19 protein-coding genes are annotated in these 15,692 nt (G+C 74.0%); 8 read left to right on the top strand and 11 right to left on the bottom strand.

Annotated features, from left to right (window positions below):
* Positions 1-33 precede the first annotated feature (33 nt).
* The 5 genes from A3CO_RS0105890 to A3CO_RS0105870 form a co-directional block, all read right to left on the bottom strand.
* Positions 34-654, bottom strand: a complete 621-nt coding sequence (locus tag A3CO_RS0105890; protein WP_033413833.1) for an SGNH/GDSL hydrolase family protein — start codon at positions 652-654, stop codon at positions 34-36.
* Positions 655-831: 177 nt separating this feature from the next.
* A complete protein-coding gene (locus A3CO_RS0105885; RefSeq protein WP_018331310.1) occupies positions 832-1,665 on the bottom strand; it encodes an MBL fold metallo-hydrolase in 834 nt (277 codons plus the stop codon).
* A 118-nt stretch (positions 1,666-1,783) separates the two neighbouring features.
* On the bottom strand, positions 1,784-2,725 hold the full coding sequence (locus A3CO_RS0105880; RefSeq protein WP_018331309.1) for a LysR family transcriptional regulator: 942 nt from the start codon (positions 2,723-2,725) through the stop codon (positions 1,784-1,786).
* A gap of 116 nt (positions 2,726-2,841) precedes the next feature.
* Entirely contained in the window at positions 2,842-3,318 is a 477-nt protein-coding gene (locus A3CO_RS0105875) for a PaaI family thioesterase (RefSeq protein WP_018331308.1), read from the bottom strand.
* A 101-nt stretch (positions 3,319-3,419) separates the two neighbouring features.
* Positions 3,420-4,397: a phosphotriesterase family protein gene (locus tag A3CO_RS0105870; protein ID WP_026204318.1), complete on the bottom strand. Its 978-nt coding sequence runs from the start codon at positions 4,395-4,397 to the stop codon at positions 3,420-3,422.
* Between the two features lie 105 nt (positions 4,398-4,502).
* On the opposite strand from A3CO_RS0105870, the gene A3CO_RS0105865 reads away from it, so the two are divergent.
* Positions 4,503-5,342, top strand: a complete 840-nt coding sequence (locus A3CO_RS0105865) for an alpha/beta hydrolase (protein ID WP_018331306.1) — start codon at positions 4,503-4,505, stop codon at positions 5,340-5,342.
* 58 nt (positions 5,343-5,400) lie between these two features.
* Here the strand turns inward: A3CO_RS0105865 and A3CO_RS0105860 are convergent, their stop codons facing one another.
* Positions 5,401-5,829, bottom strand: coding sequence for an MOSC domain-containing protein (locus A3CO_RS0105860; protein WP_018331305.1), 429 nt, complete (start codon positions 5,827-5,829; stop codon positions 5,401-5,403).
* Between the two features lie 155 nt (positions 5,830-5,984).
* Between A3CO_RS0105860 and A3CO_RS0105855 the strand changes: the two genes are divergently transcribed.
* Together A3CO_RS0105855 and A3CO_RS0105850 are read left to right on the top strand one after the other, a co-directional pair.
* A complete protein-coding gene (locus A3CO_RS0105855; RefSeq protein WP_018331304.1) occupies positions 5,985-6,590 on the top strand; it encodes a ClpP family protease in 606 nt (201 codons plus the stop codon).
* A complete protein-coding gene (locus tag A3CO_RS0105850; RefSeq protein ID WP_018331303.1) occupies positions 6,587-7,174 on the top strand; it encodes a ClpP family protease in 588 nt (195 codons plus the stop codon). Before A3CO_RS0105855 ends, A3CO_RS0105850 begins: the two co-directional genes overlap by 4 nt.
* Before the next feature lie 2 nt (positions 7,175-7,176).
* Here the strand turns inward: A3CO_RS0105850 and A3CO_RS0105845 are convergent, their stop codons facing one another.
* Positions 7,177-7,575, bottom strand: a complete 399-nt coding sequence (locus A3CO_RS0105845; RefSeq protein WP_084681582.1) for a helix-turn-helix domain-containing protein — start codon at positions 7,573-7,575, stop codon at positions 7,177-7,179.
* Positions 7,576-7,734: 159 nt separating this feature from the next.
* On the opposite strand from A3CO_RS0105845, the gene A3CO_RS0105840 reads away from it, so the two are divergent.
* Genes A3CO_RS0105840 through A3CO_RS0105830 form a run of 3 tightly spaced genes read left to right on the top strand, consistent with a single transcriptional unit; the run spans position 7,735 to position 11,263 of the window.
* Complete coding sequence (locus A3CO_RS0105840; protein ID WP_018331301.1) at positions 7,735-9,459, top strand: GMC family oxidoreductase N-terminal domain-containing protein; 1,725 nt, start codon at positions 7,735-7,737, stop codon at positions 9,457-9,459.
* Positions 9,456-10,031, top strand: coding sequence for a TetR/AcrR family transcriptional regulator (locus tag A3CO_RS0105835; RefSeq protein WP_018331300.1), 576 nt, complete (start codon positions 9,456-9,458; stop codon positions 10,029-10,031). Before A3CO_RS0105840 ends, A3CO_RS0105835 begins: the two co-directional genes overlap by 4 nt.
* Positions 10,031-11,263: a cytochrome P450 gene (locus A3CO_RS0105830; RefSeq protein WP_018331299.1), complete on the top strand. Its 1,233-nt coding sequence runs from the start codon at positions 10,031-10,033 to the stop codon at positions 11,261-11,263. The genes A3CO_RS0105835 and A3CO_RS0105830 overlap by 1 nt, the downstream gene beginning before the upstream one ends.
* Here A3CO_RS0105830 and A3CO_RS0105825 read toward each other — a convergent pair.
* The 4 genes from A3CO_RS0105825 to A3CO_RS37410 form a co-directional block, all read right to left on the bottom strand.
* Entirely contained in the window at positions 11,232-11,573 is a 342-nt protein-coding gene (locus A3CO_RS0105825; RefSeq protein WP_018331298.1) for a hypothetical protein, read from the bottom strand. The two genes, A3CO_RS0105830 and A3CO_RS0105825, sit on opposite strands and share 32 nt — an antisense overlap.
* Before the next feature lie 36 nt (positions 11,574-11,609).
* Positions 11,610-12,500: an aldo/keto reductase gene (locus tag A3CO_RS0105820; protein ID WP_211214400.1), complete on the bottom strand. Its 891-nt coding sequence runs from the start codon at positions 12,498-12,500 to the stop codon at positions 11,610-11,612.
* The gene (locus A3CO_RS0105815) at positions 12,497-13,048 is read right to left on the bottom strand and encodes a mycothiol transferase (RefSeq protein ID WP_018331296.1); all 552 of its coding nucleotides are present in this window, start codon (positions 13,046-13,048) and stop codon (positions 12,497-12,499) included. The genes A3CO_RS0105820 and A3CO_RS0105815 overlap by 4 nt, the downstream gene beginning before the upstream one ends.
* A 203-nt stretch (positions 13,049-13,251) precedes the next feature.
* On the bottom strand, positions 13,252-14,112 hold the full coding sequence (locus tag A3CO_RS37410; RefSeq protein WP_157647093.1) for a hypothetical protein: 861 nt from the start codon (positions 14,110-14,112) through the stop codon (positions 13,252-13,254).
* A gap of 406 nt (positions 14,113-14,518) precedes the next feature.
* Between A3CO_RS37410 and A3CO_RS0105805 the strand changes: the two genes are divergently transcribed.
* Together A3CO_RS0105805 and A3CO_RS0105800 are read left to right on the top strand one after the other, a co-directional pair.
* On the top strand, positions 14,519-15,109 hold the full coding sequence (locus A3CO_RS0105805) for a TetR/AcrR family transcriptional regulator (protein ID WP_018331294.1): 591 nt from the start codon (positions 14,519-14,521) through the stop codon (positions 15,107-15,109).
* Positions 15,110-15,205: 96 nt separating this feature from the next.
* Positions 15,206-15,511, top strand: coding sequence for an NIPSNAP family protein (locus tag A3CO_RS0105800; protein WP_018331293.1), 306 nt, complete (start codon positions 15,206-15,208; stop codon positions 15,509-15,511).
* Positions 15,512-15,692: the final 181 nt, after the last annotated feature.

The following is a 15,692-nucleotide window of genomic DNA, read 5'->3' as shown; positions in this document are numbered from 1 at the left end:
CAGCGGACGGGAGGGTCCCGACGACGGGTCGGGTCAGGCGGCGGCGGGCAGGGCCGCGGGGAGCGCGGCGGCGCCCCACCCGTCGTCGGACAGGACGGCGGCGGCCGCGGCCGCGAAGCGGCGGTGCCCCGCGGCGTTGGGGTGGAGCCCGTCGGCGCTCCACACCTCGTCGGCGGCCCAGTGCGGGCAGCGGGCGAGGTCGAGGACGGCGACGCCGTGACGACGGGCGGTGGCGGCGAGGACGGCGTTGGCCTCGCCGAAGCGGCCGCGCAGCAGGTCCCGGAACCGCTCGGGGACCGGGAGACGGGATGGCATGTCGGGGTAGCCGGCGGTGAACACGACGGTCCCGGGCCCGGCGAGCGCTCCGAAGATCATGTCGAGGTTGGCGGCGAAGCGGGGCGCGGACCAGTCCGACACCACGTCGTTGGTGCCGACCACCACCCCCACCACCGGGGCCTGGTCGGCCACGGCGCGCGGGAGCTGGCGGTCGACCACGTCCTGCGTGGTGGCGCGGTAGGCGCCGAGGTTGCGCCAGCGCTCCGCGCGCACCCCGAGCGACTCGGCGAGCAGCGGGGCCCAGGCGCGGAACCCGCCGTCGGGATCGGGATCGCCCCGGCCCTCGACGAAGCTGTCGCCGAGCACGGTCAGTCGCATCGTGGGCACGGGGACGCTCCTCGAGAGGTGGGGATGTCGCGGACGACCGGGGCGGGAGGCCTCCGGCGGCGATCTCGAGGAGAAGTCTGCGGACCGGGTGGGGGGCGGGCAACGACGAAGGGGCGGCCGGCATCGCGTGATTGACGCCGACGATGACCGACCCCCGGTCGGGGTCGGTCAGCCGGTCACGACGGCAGGTCGGGGCGCCTCCAGGCGGTCGGTCCACCCGTCGCGGGCGACGTGCACGGGGCCGTCGTACACCGCCCGCGCGTCGGCGCACCGGGCCGCGCGCCAGGCCGGGTCGTCGCTCGTCCAGTGCGTCAGCAGCAGCTCCCGCGCGCCGGCGCTCGCGGCGGCGAGCCCCGCGTCGCCGCCGCTGAGATGGCCCTGCGGTCCGGTGTCGGTGGCCTCGAGCGAGCACTCGGCGACGAGGAGGTCGGCGCCGCGGGCGAGGTCGTCGAGCGCCGGCGTCGTGCCGGTGTCGCCGGTGTAGGCGAGCGTCGTGGTGCCGTCGGTGACGCGGGTGCCGCAGTTCGGGGCGCCGTGGCGCAGCTCGTGCAGTTCGAGCTCCAGCCCGGCCACGTCGACGGTGTCGCCCGGGCGGTACTCCCGCACGTCGAAGGCGACGTCGAAGGCGCGGTCGAGCTGGGGCAGCGTCGGGACCGGGAAGAGCGCCTGCCAGCGTCGCAGGAGGTCCGCGGTGCCCCGTGGCAGGTAGAGCGGCAGCGGGTCGGGCGCGCACTCGGGGCGCGGCGGGCCGCCCGGGTAGTGCAGCGCCATCGTCAGGAGGGTCTTCCCGACGGGCAGGAGGTCGTAGCAGTGGTCCAGGTGCAGGTGGCTGATCACCACCGCGCCGAGACCGGCGGGGCCGCCGCGGGCCCCGAGGGCGGTCGCGACGCCGGGGCCGCAGTCAAGCAGCACCGCCGTCCCGCCGCCGCGGACCAGATAGCCCGAGCTCGCCTCACCGCCCGCGGGCATCCCCGAGCAGCATCCGAGCACCGTCAGCTCCACGTCGCCTCCCTCGCCCCGGGCCGACGGGGCGCCGACCGGGCCCCCGATGGTCGGGAGGCGGGTGCCGCGGCGGCAAGATCGGAGTTCCGATCGTGCGATCGTCGCGGGCGATGCGCGCTCAGGCGCCGACGGCGCGGGTCTCGGTGCGCAGGCCGGGCATGCCGAACGGCCCCGCCGTCTGCACGCAGCGCAGGAACTCCTCGACGAGCATGTGCTCGACGTCGACCCGCCAGACCACGTTGAGCTCGAGCACCGGGGTGGGGTCGACGAGCGACAGCGCGACCGGCCGGATGCCGGTGGCCGTGGAGCACACCGCCGCGGCGCGCGGCGCGGAGCAGAACCCGACGACGGGCCGGGTCGACACCACGATGGAGGTGGCCACCGGGTCCTCGACCTGGTCGACGACGTCGAGCGTGAAGCCCGCGGCCTGGGCGGTGTGGGTGATCAGGTCGTACATCGCGGGGCTCTGGTCGCGGCGGAACAGCAGGCACTGCTGGTGGGCCAGCTCGGCGAACGGCACCTGGGTCAGCGACGCCCACGGGTGCCGCTCCCCCACCAGCGCCACGAGCGGCAGCCGCAGCAGGCGACGGTGCCCGAGCGACGGGTCGGTGGGCCGCCCGTAGACCATCCCGACGTCGAGCTCGTCGTCGAGCAGGGCCCGCAGCTGTGGGCCCGTCCGCATCTCCCGGGGCGTGACGACGACCTCGGGCAGCTCGGCGTGGACGCGGGCGAGCACCCGAGGCAGCACCCCCTGCCCGGCCGGGAAGTTGTAGCCGACCCGCACGGTGCCGGTGCGACCGGCGGCGGCCTGGCGGGCGGCCTCGCGGGCCTTCTCCACCCGGGCGAGGACGGCGCGGGCCTCCGGGCAGAACGCCTCCCCCGCCGGGGTGAGGCGCACCTCGTGGGAGGAGCGGGCGACCAGTTGCACCCCCACGCTCTGCTCGAGCCGTTGGAGTTGCTGGCTCAGCGACGGCTGCGCGAGGTGCAGGCGCTGCGCCGCGCGTCCGAAGTGCAGTTCCTCGGAGATGGCGAGGAACGAGTGCAGGTGCCGCAGTTCCATGAGGTCTCCTCGGCGGTGGTGATCCGACCGTAGGAGGCCGCGGGCAACGTCGTGTGAACGGTGGAGGAACTCGATCGTGCCGCCGTGTGGGCACCCGACACTCCGGGTAACGGCGGTCACTCCGGGGCGGCCCCGGAGGGGATCGCGAAGAGCAGGCAGGTCGCGGATCCGTGGGCCACGAGCGTCCCGTCCGACGCAAGCACCCGCGCCTCCGCGGTCGCGGTGCGCCCACCGAGGTGCAGCACCCTCGCCTCGCAGCACACCTGCGGGTCGTCCACGCGGACCGAGCCGACGAACGAGGTGGAGAGCTGGCTCGTCGTCTGCGTGGTGCGCGGCGGCAGCCCGGCCTGCACGGCGCTGGACATGGCGACCTCCATGAGCGCCGCCAGCACCCCGCCCGCCAGCGTGTAGCGGGCGTCGGCGGCGCGGGCGGAGGGCGTCAGCGACCAGACCGATCGGCCCGCGCCGAGCGACTCGAGCCGCAGCCCGAGCGAGTGCCCGAGCCCGATGCCGGCGGCCAGCCCGTAGTCCACCAGCGCCCGGTAGTCCCGCGCCCGGTCGGTGCCGTCCCGACGGTCGTCGACGTCCGTCATGCCCCTGGTCCCCCTCGGTCCCCTCGCTGCGACCCCCGTGATGCTGCCGAGCCGGCGGGCGCCGTGCGGCGGTCGAGAGGCGGCGTCGATCGGACGATGCGTCATGCCGGGCCGGCCGTGGTGAGGTGGCGTCGCGGGACGTCCACCAGCATCGTCGTGAGCTGCCCGTCGGTGACCCCGGCGGCCCGCAGCGCCGGGAGCACCGCGTCGTGGATGAAGGTGAAGTGCCAGTCGGGGGCGAGGGCGGCGAGCGCCTCGGGGCGGAACCAGTCGATGCGGCAGGACGCGTCGTGGGCCAGCACCATGCGGTCGGCGTAGCCCGCGGCGGCCAGCGCGGCGATGGTGGCGACGCGCCGGTCGGTCGGCAGGATGACGTCGAGGCCGAAGCGGTCCATGCCGAGGATCGCGCCGCGGTCGGCCAGGGCGCGCAGCGCGTCGACGTCGTCGGAGTCGCCGCTGTGCCCGAGGACGACGTGGCGCGGGTCCACGCCCTCCCGCTCGAGCACGTCGAGGGCGACCGCCCCGGTGCCGTGGGCGGGGCTGGTGTGCACGGTGATCGGGGTGCCGGTCGCCCGGTGCGCGGCCGCGACGGCCACGAGGACCCGCTCGACCCCGGGCGTCAGCTCCGTCTCGATGGCGCACTTGAGCATCCCGGCGCGGATGCCGGTGTCGGCGATGCCCTCGGTGATGTCCCGGACGAACAGCTCGACCATCGGGTCCTCGCCGCCGAGCAGGGTGCCGGGGCCGTACTGGGAGAAGAAGAACGGCACCGAGTCGTAGGTGTAGACGCCGGTGGCGACGACGACGTGCAGGTCGACGTGCGCGTTCACGCGGGCGACCCGCGCCACGTCGCGGCCGAGCCCGAGGACGGTCGGGTCGACGATGGTGCGCACGCCGCGGTCCACCATCGCCCGCAGCCGGGTGACCGCGTCGGCCACCCGCGCCTCCTCGTCCCACAGGTGCGGGTAGTTGCGCAGGATCTCCTCGCTGCGCACGAAGACGTGTTCGTGGGCGAGGACATCCCCGAGGTCCTCGGCGGCCACGGGACCGCGGACGGTGGGCACCGTCGTGCTCGTCATGGGCCGAAGGATGACGGCGGGGCCGCCGCCCCGGGTGCGGCGATCGACGCCGCCGTCCGCGCGTGTGGCGTGGGCGATCACCGCCCGCCGGGTACACCGGTGACCATGGCGGAGACGAGGGAATGGCTGGACGCGCAGTACGACGCGCGGGCGCTCGTGGACGACGCGGACGCGATCATCGCGGACTGGGCGGCCCGCAGCGACGCGGTGCGCCGGGAGCACCCGCCGCTCACGATCCGCTACGGCGACGACCCACGGCAGGCCGCGGACGTGTACTCGCCCCCGCCCGGCGGCGGCACCTCGCCGCTCGTGGTGTTCGTGCACGGCGGGTACTGGCAGGCGCTGGACAAGGAGACCTTCGGGTTCCTCGCCGAGTCCTTCCTGACGGCGGGTGCGGTCTTCGCCTCGCTCGACTACCGGCTCGTGCCGGACGTCGCGATCACCGACGTCGTCGCCGACGTCCGGGCGGGGATCGCGGAGCTCGCCCGGCGCGCGCCCGACCTCGGGGCCCGGCCCACGTCGATCGGCCTGGTCGGCCACTCCGCCGGCGGGCACCTCGTGACCACCGCGATGGCGACCGACTGGACGGCCCACGACCTCCCGGCCGACACCGTCGGACCCGTCGTCGGGATCAGCGGCCTCTACGACCTCGACCCGATCCGACGCTCCTACCTCAACGACGTGCTGGCCATGGACGAGGCGACGGCCCACGACGCGAGCCCGGTCCACATGACCCCGACGGGCCCGGGTCCGCTGCTCCTGACCTGCGGCGGCGACGAGCCGGGCGAGTTCGACCGCCAGCAGCGCCTGCTCGTCGACGCCTGGCCCGGCGTGACGATCGACGTCCTGCAGCAGGAGGGCGGCACCCACTTCGACGCCTGCGACCGGCTCGCGCTCCCGGGGCCGCTGCGCGACATAGCGGTGCCGCTGCTGACCAGCCGGTAGCCCTGGCGCTCCGGCGCCGGCGACCACCTGGTCGTCCTCCCCGCGCTCCGTCCGACACTCACCCGTAGGTGACGGGGCTCCCCAGCTCGACGACACCCGACGTCAGGACCCGGCAGATCGCCCCGCCGCGCTCGTGCATCGCCCGGGCCGCGCCGGGGCCGACGGCGGTCTCCATGACGCGGCACGGGGCGGCCTTGCGGACGACCTCGAGCTCGACGTCGCCGAGCGTGATCCGCGCTCCGGGCGTCGTCGGGACACGGCCGGTGTCGACCGTGACCATGCGCCGGGTGTCGCCGGCGGGCACCGGGGCGCCGCGCGCGTCGGCGGCCTCGGCCAGCTCCTCGAGCGACTGGACCGAGACGTGGCGGTGCCGCGTGCCGAAGTAGCGGTCGCCGACGACGCCCTTCCCGGCCTCGCACGCGATCCGCTCGACGGCCTCCGTCGGCGCCTTGCGCTCCGGCGCGACGTGGAGGGCGGCGACGATCACGGCTCCAGGGTAGGAGTCGGAGGACGAGATCCTGTCGGGCCGCGCGGAGCGATCACGCGCGGCCCGTTCGGCTCTCGCGCTGCTCACGGCAGCACGACGCGGCCGACGGCGGAACCCGCGGCGGGACCCGTCGTCGGGACGCCAGGGTCGTGGCCATGACCGACCCGACGTCCTTCTCCCCCGACCTGCGGGCGCAGCTGCTGCGCCACCGCGTGCTCGTGCTCGACGGCGCGCTCGACGACGACAACGGCACCGCCCTCGCCACCCACCTGCTCACCCTGGCCGCGGAGAACGACGCGGCGGACATCGCGCTGTGGATCCACTCCCCCGGCGGCTCGGTGCCGGCGATGCTCGCGATCCGCGACGTCATGCGCCTCGTGCCGGTCGACGTCTCGACGCTCGCGCTGGGCCTCGCGTGCAGCGCCGGCCAGTTCCTGCTCTCGGCCGGCACGCCGGGCAAACGGTTCGCCCTGCCGCACGCGAAGATCCTCATGCACCAGGGGTCGTCCGGGATCGGAGGGTCCGCGGTGGAGGTCGAGGTCCAGGCCAACGACCTGCGGCACACGCGCGACACCGTGCTCGGCCTCATCGCCGCCGACACCGGGCAACCGCCGGAGCGGGTCTTCGAGGACTCGCTCCACGACCGGTGGTTCACCGCCGACGAAGCCCGGGACTACGGGTTCATCGACGGGATCGTGTCGGACTTCGACCAGGTCATGCCCGTGCGGCGACTGCGGGTGGGCATGGGGGTGGCGGCATGAGCAGCTACACGATCCCGAACGTCCTGACCCGCGACTCGCGCGGCGAGCGGATCACCGACGTCTACTCCCACCTGCTCAGCCAACGCATCGTGTACCTGGGGACGGCGATCGACGCCGGGGTCGCGAACGCGCTGATCGCCCAGCTGCTCCACCTCGAGGCGGAGGCCCCGGAGCAGGAGATCGGGCTGTACGTGAACTGCGAGGGCGGCGACACGGCGGCGATGCTCGCGGTCTACGACACGCTGCAGTACGTGCGCGCGCCGGTCGCGACGACCTGCGTCGGGCAGGCGGTCGCCGCGGGTGCGGTGCTCCTCGCGGCCGGCGCGCCGGGGCGACGCTCCGCTCTCCCCCACGCGCGGGTGGTGCTGCACCAGCCCGCCGCCCAGGGTCGTGGTGCGATCCCCGACCTCATCCTCGCCGCCGACGAGGTGGTCCGGGTGCGCGCCGAGATGGAGACGATCCTGGCGAAGCACACGGGACGCTCGTCGGAGACGCTACGACGCGACACCGACCGCGACCTCGTGCTCACCGCCGCCGCGGCCCGCGACTACGGGATCGTCGACCAGGTGATCGACCGGCACTGATGTCACGCCGCCAGCAGCACCGGCCCGCGCGACCCGGCGCCGCGAGCGAGGTCGGCGTGGGCCAGCCCGATCAGGTCGCGCAGCGGCACCTCCAGCGCCCCGGCGACGGCCGCGAGGATCTCGCTCGACGAGTCCTTGCGGCCGCGCTCGATCTCCGACAGGTACTGCGGCGACATCCCGGCCCGCTCGGCGGTGTCGGTCAGCCGCTCGCCCCGGTCCCGGCGCACGGCACGGATCCGTCGGCCGACCACCTCGCGCCACAGGGGTTCGGGGGCGTGGGCGGTCCTCGACCTGACGAACGGGTCGTTCGTGGCCTCGTGGTGCACGAACGACCCGTTCGTCAGGTCCGGGCCGGCGCCCCGCCCGGGGCGGCGCGCGTCCAGCCGAATCAGCTCACCCATGCCGAGCACCGTCGCAGACCCCGCCGCCCGCCGTCCCCCGGATCCGCCAGGAGCAGAACGCCCGTGAGCACTTTTCCGTGTCAGGGCACGGAGAAGTACTCACAGGCGCGCAGCGCACCCTGTTGACAAGCTGCCAACAAGCGGCGCACAGTTCTCGTCATGGACTACGACGTCCTCGTGATCGGCTCGGGATTCGGCGGCGGCGTGGCCGCGCTGCGGGCCACCGAGAAGGGGTACCGGGTCGGGGTGCTCGAGGCGGGTCGGCGGTTCGCCGACCACGAGTTCGCCCGCACCTCCTGGCACCTGCGCGACTTCCTGTGGGCCCCGCGCCTGGGTCTGCACGGCATCTTCCGCGTCGACCCGCTGCGCCACGTGCTCGTGCTCTCCGGCGCGGGCGTCGGCGGCGGGTCGCTGGTGTACGCGAACACGCTCTACCGGCCGCCGGCCCGCGTGTTCGCCGACGGCACCTGGCCGGTCGGGGTGAACTGGGACGACGAGCTCGACCGCCACTACGACCAGGCCTCTCGCATGCTCGGCGTGCAGACCTACCCGCGCACCTCCGCCGCCGACGCCGTGATGCGCGACGTCGCCGAGGAGCTCGGGGTCGGGCACACCTACCGCAACGCCGACGTCGGGGTCCTCTTCGGCGACCGGCCGGGCGTCGAGGTCCCGGACCCGTACTTCGGCGGCGTCGGCCCCGCCCGCCGCACCTGCATCGACTGCGGCGAGTGCATGACCGGGTGTCGGCACAACGCCAAGAACACCGTCGCGAAGAACTACCTGCACCTCGCCGAGGCCGCGGGCGCCACCGTGCACCCGCTGACGACGGCGACCGTCATCCGGCCCCGCCACGGCGACCTCTCGGGCGCCTCCGGCTACGAGGTCGAGGTCCGCGAGACCCCGCGCCCCGGACGCCGTTCCCGACGACGGGTCCTGACGGCGGGTCAGGTGGTCGTCTCCGCCTCCGCGCTCGGCACGCAGCGGCTCCTGCACCGGCAGCGGGACAAGGGCTTCCTCCCCCGCGTCTCGCGCCGGCTCGGCCACGGCGTGCGCACCAACTCCGAGGCCATCCTCGCGGCACGCACGCCCGACCCGACCGCCGACTTCACCGACGGCGTCGCCATCACCTCGTCGATCCACGTCGACGAGAACACCCACGTCGAGCCGGTCCGCTACGGGCACGGGTCGAACCTGCTCGCGCTGATGTCGGCGATGCTCATCGACGGCACGGCGGACCCGGACGACCCGACGATCGGCCGGCAGGGACCCGGCTGGCGGCGGGTCCTCCGGGAGTTCGCGACCCGTCGTCGGGAAATCCCCCTGCTCCACCGGCCGAAGCGCTGGTCGGAGGAGTCCATCGTCCTGCTGGTGATGCAGACGCTGAACAACTCGCTCACCGTCAAGCGGCGACGGTTCCTGCCCGGGCTCACCAGCGCGGCCCCCGACGGCGAGGCCAACCCGCCGTGGATCCCCGCGGGCCACGAGGTCGCCCGACGGGTCGCCCGACGGATCCGCGGGGTGCCGGTCGGCGCGGCGTCGAGCCTCGCGAACATCCCCGTGACCGGGCACTTCCTCGGCGGGGCGCTGCTGGGCTCCACCCCCGACGACGGCGTGGTCGACGCCTACCACCGCCTGCACGGCCACCCCGGCGTGCACGTGATCGACGGGTCGACGATCCCGTCGAATCTCGGGGTCAACCCGTCGCTGACGATCACCGCGCTCGCTGAGCGGGCGCTGTCCCTGTGGCCGAACGCCGGGGAACCCGACGTGCGGCCCGCGCCCGGGGAGGCCTACCGCCGGGTGGAGCCGATCGCCCCGACACGGCCCGTCGTCCCGGCCGAGGCGCCCGGCGCGCTGCGGCTCCCGCTCACGGTCCTGCGGTGAACGAGCTGGCGGCGCGTCGGCGGCTCGACCCCGACGCCCGCCGCACCGAGATCCTCGACGCCGCGCTGCGGCTCTACGCCGTCCGTCCCTACGCGGAGGTCTCGACGACGGACCTGGCCCGGGAGGCCGGCGTCGCGCGGGCCCTGCTGAACCACTACTTCGGCACCAAGCGTGCGCTGTACCTGGAGGCCCTGCGCGAGCTCCTGACGATCCCCGAGCAGGCGGCCGCCGACCTCGCTGGACAACGGCGGGAGGACCGGGTCGCGGCCGCCGTCGACTGGTTCCTCGACACGGTGTCCGAGCGGCGCACGCTGTGGCTCTCCGTGGGGATCGGGCTCTCCGGGGACGCCGAGGTCGACGCCGTCGTCGAGGACGCCGACGAGACCGCCGTCGACCGGGTGCTCACGGCACTCGACCGCGACCCCTGCGACGAACCGCTCCGCGCCCGCGTGCGCGCCTTCTTCGGCATGGTCCGCGCCGCCTCGCGCGAGTGGCTGGTGCGCGGCGCCCTGGACCGACCCGCCGTCCGGAAGCTCCTGACCACCGCGCTCGTGACGATTCTGGAGGACTGATGGATCTCGGCAACCGCGAGTTCTGGGCACTGCCCTGGAAGGACCGTTACGCCACCTTCGCCGAGTTGCGGGCGACCGAGGGCCTGCCGTGGTTCGAGGAGCCGGAGTTCCCCGGGTTCCCGCAGGGCAACGGGTTCCGGGTGGTCTCCCGCCACGCCGACGTCGACGAGGTGAGCCGGGACCCGCAGCGGTTCTGCTCGGGCCGCGGCGCCGTGTCGATCCTCGACCTGCCGGCCGAGGCGCACGAGTTCTTCGGCTCGCTGATCAGCATGGACGCGCCCCGGCACACCAAGATCCGGCGGATCGCCGCAGCGGCGTTCACGCCGAAGCGCGTGGCGGGCCTGATCGACGACGTCGAGCGGATCGCCGACGAGGTGCTCGCCCGGGCACGGGAGACCGCGGCGGCGAACGGCGGCGAGTTCGACCTGGTCGCCGAGATCTCCGCGCCGCTCCCGCTCCTGCTGATCTGCGACATGATGGGCATCCCCGAGTCGCGCCGCGCGGACGTGTTCACGTGGTCGAACATGATCCTGGCCGGGGACGACCCGGAGTACGTGACCTCGGAGAACCCGCTGCAGGACTACCTGACGGCGGGGGCGGGCCTGTCGGGGCTGATGACGGAGCTGGCGGCGACCGTCGAGGACGACCCGCGGGACGACGTGCTGTCGGCGCTGGTCCACGGGGAGGTCGACGGCGAGCGGCTCACCCACCAGGAGATCGCGTCGTTCTTCATCCTGCTCTGCGTCGCCGGGAACGAGACGACCCGCAACGCCGTCACGCACGGGGTGTGGGGGATGCACCTCGACCCCGACGTCCGCGCGCTGTGGGCGGCCGAGCCGGAGCTGCCGACCGCGGTCGACGAGGTGGTGCGCTGGGCGTCGCCGATCAACTGGATGCGGCGCACCGTCGTCGCGGACACCACCGTCGGTGGGGTGCCCGTGACGGCCGGGGACAAGCTGCTGCTGCTCTACGGGTCGGCGAACCGCGACGAGTCCGTGTTCACCGAACCCGACCGGCTGGACCTGCGCCGCTCCCCCAACCCGCACCAGGGCTTCGGCGCCCACGGACCGCACTTCTGCCTCGGGGCGCACCTCGCGCGTCGCGAGGCCGGCGTGATGTTCCGGCGGCTGCTGACCGAGATGCCGACGCTCGAGGTCGTGGGCGAGCCGGACCGCCTGCAGTCGATCTTCGTGAACGGGATCAAGCACCTGCCGGTGCGTCTGGCGGGCTGACCGGCTCGGCCGGGACGTCCGGCATACGGAGGCCGCGGGCGGTGAAGCAGACGCTGCCCGCGACGAGCACGCCGGTGCCCACCGCGGCGATCGCCCCGACGTCCTCCGGGAGGCCGGTCGCGTACGAGAGCACGATCGTCGTCACCGCCCCGATGCCGAGGAAGGCCGGGACGCCCGAGAGCGTGCGGGCGAGCGTCGCCTGCCAACTCCACACCGGGCTGCGAAGCAGCCGGTGGGTCAGCACGGCGGAGACGAGCGGGATCACGAGCAGCCCGAGGCCGAGGAACACCCAGCCGGCGACGGAATCCATGTCGAGTTGTTCGTCCGTTCGGAGCAGTGCGTTACCTCAAGGGATGGCATAGCCCGCCGCGGCGACGAGGCGGTACCACTCGGGGCGCGTGAGTGTGAGGTCCGCGCCGGGCGCGGCCTCCCGGATGCGCTCGGGGCGCGTCGACCCGAGGACGACCTGCATCCGCGCCGGGTGGGTCGTGATCCAGGCCGTGGCGACGGCGGCGGGCGTGACGCCGTGCGCGTCCGCGATCTCCTCGAGCGCGTCGTTCAGCTCCGCGTGGTGCTCGCGGTCGCCGAGCACGATCCGGCCCTGCGTGTCGGCGAACGGCGACCACGCCTGCACCGTGATACCCCGCAGCCGGCACGCGTCGAGCACCCCGCCGTCGCGGTCGACCGACTGCTCGAGGCCCGCCACGTTCGCCGCGAGCCCGGCGGCGATCATCGGCGCGTGGCCGAGGCCGAGCTGCATCTGGTTGGCGACGACCGGGTGCGGCAGCGCGCGGGCCAGCAGCTCGATCTGCCCCGCGGTGTGGTTGGAGACGCCGACGGCGCGGACCTTCCCGGCGGTGACGAGTCCGTCCAGCGTCTCGGCGACGTCGTCCGGGTCGGCGAGGGCGTCGGGCCGGTGCAGGAGCAGGACGTCGACGTGGTCGACCCGCAGCGCGTCGAGGGACTCGTCCACCGAGCGACGGACGTGCTCGCGCGAGAAGTCGTAGTACCCCTGGCGGATGCCGACCTTCGTCTGGAGCGTGACCTGCTCGCGCCGCGCGCCCGTCAGCCCCGCCGCCTCACCGAACCGCCGCTCGCAGGCGTGGCGGGTGGAGCCGTAGATGTCGGCGTGGTCGAACGCGGTGATCCCGACGTCGAGCGCGGTGTCGACGAGCGCCCGCACCGACCCGTCGTCGAGACCCTCGATGCGCATGCAGCCGAGGACGAGCCTGCTCACGTGGGCCTCCATCCCGACGGCGGGTCTTCTCCCACCGTGCCGTCGACGTACTCGCGGATCAGGTCGGCGTGCCCGGTGTGGCGGCCGTACTCCTCGACGAGGTCGCAGACGAGTCGACGGAGGCTGACGGCCTCGTCGTCGGGACCGGTGAGGTGGACCGCGCGGTCCAGGCCGCCGTCGTCGAGGGCCTCCTGCAACGCCGCTCGGGAGTACGCGACCGCCCGGTCGTAGCGGTCGTAGAGCGTGGCCGGGGCGTCGGCGGCCGCGGACGTGAACTCCCAGGGGTCGTCGTCCCAGGGCGCGTCGTCCCACTCCGGGCCGAGCGGATCACCGTGCAGCTTGGCCCGGAACGTCAGGGCCTCGACCCACGCGAGGTGCTTGAGCAGGCCGCCGATCGTCAGCGCGGACACCCCGACGCCGGCCGCGAGACCGTCCTCGTCGAGCCCGTCGGCTTTCCACCGGAACGTCGCCCGCACCCGTTCGAGTGCCCCGACCAGCTGCTCGGCCTCGGTGCCTGCGAACGGCGGTTCCCAGGGCGTGTCGGTCACGAGCGGTGACGCTATCGGCCCATGGTGCGGCCCGATGCCCGACGGCCCGGCGGCGACCAGGGGAGGTGCGCCGCCGGGCCCTCGGCGGCCGGGGGCAGGCCGGCCGTCGATCGCCGGTCGGTCGGCGCGGTGACCGACCGGCTATGTGGCTTCCTGGGCTGTGTGGCACCGGGCGCACGTCGGTGCCCCCGGTGCCACACGAGTCACTTCCGGGTGAGGACGACGAGCGTCCGCGCCTCGTCCGCCGCGTCGTGGAGCTCGGTCTCCGGTTCCGGCTCGGCGTCCGGGGCCGCGTGACGCGGCTGGTACTCGGCCGCGGGCAGCTCACGGTTCTTCATCCGGCTGATGATCCGGTGCCGGACGGCGAAGCCGACGAGGCAGGCCAGGATGATCACACCGATGGTCACGGGCGTGCCGTAGCCGTCGCCCACGGTCGTCGGGAGGACCTCCGCATGGCTGACGGTCGTGACGTCGGTGTCGGCCTTCGGCGAGAACAGCGCGGACGCCGCGTTGCCCAGCGGGCTGCCGAAGAGCAGGCCCGGGTCGTAGGCGTTGGCGCTGAACAGGTTCGACGCCAGTCCCGCGGGCGCCACCCCGGCCAGCGGCGGCAGCGCCCCGAGCGGCCCGGCGGCACCCAGCGCAGCCGGCGCGGCGAGGGGGGGTGCGGCCAGAGCGGCAGGAGCGGCGACAAGCGGCGCGGGAGCACCGCCCTGCCGCGCGGCCTGCTGCTGCTTCTGCTGAAGCGCAGCTTCGTCAGCCGCCTTCTTGTCTGCCGCAGCCTGGTCCGCGGCCTTCTTGTCAGCAGCAGCCTTCGCCGCCTTGTCCGACGCTGCCTTCTGTGCCGCGATCTCCTGGGTGGACTCCGACACAGGGCCGAGAACGACGGGGCCGGCCAAGGCGGATGTCGCAGCGTTCGCGGTCGCAGCCACCGTGTCGGCCAAGGTGCCCTTGGGCTCAGGCTGATCGCAGTTCGCTCCGTTCACCGTGCCGATCCAGGCTCCACCAGTCGCCACGGCACGGGTGTCCGCCGGCCGCGTGGTGATGGTGCAGGGTGCGCCGTCCACCAGAATCTGCGTACTGCCTGCAGCGCCCGCGACCCCGGCCCCGAGGGCCAGTCCAGAGATCAGTAGTCCGCCGACCATCAAACTCGGCAGCAACCGCCCGGGACGTACTCGCATCCTTGCGACCCCTTCGCTCGTTGGCCCCGACGACCGGTCCAGCACCTGATCTGGCCGACTCATCGGTAGACGCACGATCGCGTTACACCCGCATGGCCGTACGTGATCGCTTCACTGAGTTGGCCTAGTGCTCACCCCCTGTGCTTGCTCCGCACAGACCTGCAGGTCAGGCCGTTCGCCTGCGGAAAATAGTCGGGTCACGATGCGGTAACGGGCGGAGTGTCGACACCCGTACGGCGGCTATGTGTGTGCTCCCGGGTCACGATCGGTCGCAATGAGTGAGACTCGACGCATGACCGGCGAATCTCTCCGCGTCGAGTTCCGACGCCAGGTACGCGAACGCGTGCTGGACACCGCCGCCGCGCTCGCCGTCGAGCACGGGTGGGACCGGGTCCGTATCGGTGAGGTCGCGACCGCCTCGGGGGTGTCCCGGCCCACCCTCTACCGCGAGTTCGGCACCAAGGACGGGGTCGGCGAGGCGCTGGTCGCGCGCGAGGCGGAGCGGTTCTTCACCGGGATCGGCACGGTGCTCGACGACGCCGACAGCGTGCCGGAGGGCATCCGCGGCGCCGTGCGCTTCACCCTGGACGAGGCGGCCGACAACCCGCTGCTGCGCGCCATCCTCACCGGCAGTCGCAGCGGCGACACCGGCCTGCTGCCCTTCCTCACCACCCGCGGCGACGCGATCATCGCCGGCGGCAGCGGCCTCGTGGGCAGCTGGGTGCACGAGCGCCTGCCGGAGATCGAGGGCCGGGTGGTCGACGACGCCGTCGACGCGGTCGTCCGCCTGACCATCAGCCACCTCGTCACCCCCGGCCTGAGCCATGCCGACGCCGCGGACCGGCTCGCCCGGATCGCCGCCTGCCTGTTGAACCGGCCGTGATCACGTCGGCGGGACGCCCATGGCTCTCCCGGAAGATCGACATCAGCCCTGGACGTCCCCCGACGTGATCATGACCTGCCGGGTACTCCGCCGGGCGTGATCACCTGCGTCGTCCGCTACAAGATCGACCCCGCGAAGATCGACGCCTTCGAACGCTTCGCGACCGCCTGGATGGGCCTCGTCGACCGCCACGGTGGCACCCACCACGGCTACTACCTGCCGGGTGAGGGCTCGAGCGACGAGGCCCTCGCCCTGTTCAGCTTCCCGAGCCTCGCCGCCTACGAGGTCTACCGGCAGCGCTTCGGCACCGACCCCGAGTTCGTCGCCGCCGACCGTATCCGCGACGAGTCGGGCTGCGTGCTGCGCCACGAACGCACCTTCATGCGGCCCCTCCTCCCCTGATTCCCGACGACGGGTCGCGCCCCGGCTCCCCGGGTCGCCCCCCTGTCGCGGGGACCCGCACCCCCGTCGACGCCCTGTCGTTCGGAGTCACGACGACAAGGCGTCGCAGGCCGGGAGGAATCCCGCGACAGGATCGACCCGCCGTCGGGAAGAGAACGACGAAGCGGCGAACCACCCACTG

The organism is Actinomycetospora chiangmaiensis DSM 45062 (genome assembly GCF_000379625.1).
GTDB lineage: Bacteria > Actinomycetota > Actinomycetes > Mycobacteriales > Pseudonocardiaceae > Actinomycetospora > Actinomycetospora chiangmaiensis.
The sequence above is the reverse complement of the archived record's forward strand: the minus strand, read 5'-3'. Positions and strand labels throughout refer to the sequence as shown.